The organism is Glycomyces sp. NPDC021274, from assembly GCF_040641195.1.
Classification (GTDB): domain Bacteria; phylum Actinomycetota; class Actinomycetes; order Mycobacteriales; family Micromonosporaceae; genus Glycomyces.
Window position 1 is genome coordinate 1 of sequence record NZ_JBFADC010000147.1, and the last position, 1,012, is coordinate 1,012.

Annotated in this window: 1 protein-coding gene; it reads right to left on the reverse strand. The window is 72.7% G+C overall.

The features are described 5' to 3' along the window. Positions 1 to 1,012: phosphatidylglycerol lysyltransferase domain-containing protein (locus AB0I03_RS27225; RefSeq protein ID WP_360417527.1), on the reverse strand; the 1,012-nt coding region annotated here is incomplete at both ends.

Here is a 1,012-nt window from a genome sequence, read left to right on the forward strand (position 1 = left end):
CCTTGTCCGCGTCGATGCGGCCGAGCGCCATGGAGAAGCCGCGCTCGTCGTCGGTGTCGCGCCAGGCGTCGGCGGCCTTCTGTACCCGCTCCAGCTCCTCCGGCTCCAGGTCGCGCACCCGGCGCACCCGAGTGGTGTACCCGTTGCGCTCGATGCGCTTGACCATCTGCCGCACGTTGCGCATCGACCGGCCGGACAGGGTGAAGTCGGCGACGTCCACGATCGCCTCGTCGCCCAGCTCCAGCGCGTCCATCCCGGTCTCCCGGGTCCAAACCTGGCCGCCGGTCTCGCTGCAACCGTGCACCGCGGGGGTCCAGGAGTGCGCCCGCGCCTCCTCCATGAAGCGCTCGATGGCGCCCGGCCACGCCTCGACGTCCCCTATCGGGTCGCCGCTGGCGAGCATCACCCCGGAGATCACCCGGTAGCAGACCGCGGCCTTGCCGGACGGCGAGAACACCGCGCCCTTGTCCCGGCGCAGCGCGAAGTAGCCCAGCGAGTCCCGCCCGCCGTGCTTGGCCAGCAGCTCCCGCAGCCGCTGCTCGTCCTCGTCCGTCAGCCGGGCCGCGGGGTGCTCGGGCCGGAAGGCGAGGTACGCGGTGGTGGCCACGGTCAGCAGGCCCAGCGCACCGAGCGAGTAGCCCACGGTGTAGTCCACGCCGTGGGTGTAGGCGACCGGCCCCTCGAAGCCGAAGAGCCCCCACAGCACGTGCTCGGCGCGCGCACCGAACGACGGCGAGCCGACGATCTTGTGCGGGTGGGAGCTGACGATCACCATCCCGAGGGCGAAGCTGACCCCACCGAGGACGACGAAGTTGGCCACCGCCCGCCAGCGGCTGCGCGGGTCCGGCAGCGCCGCGAACTCCCGCCGGTGCCGGATCAGGAACCCCAGCAGCAACAACGACAGCACGGCCCCGAAGATCGAGTGCCGGTACACCACCTGGGCGGCGATCCCCACCGGCAGCAGCGCCACCGCCGCCACCCAGGCCCGCCGCTTGCGCCGCTTGAGCCCGTG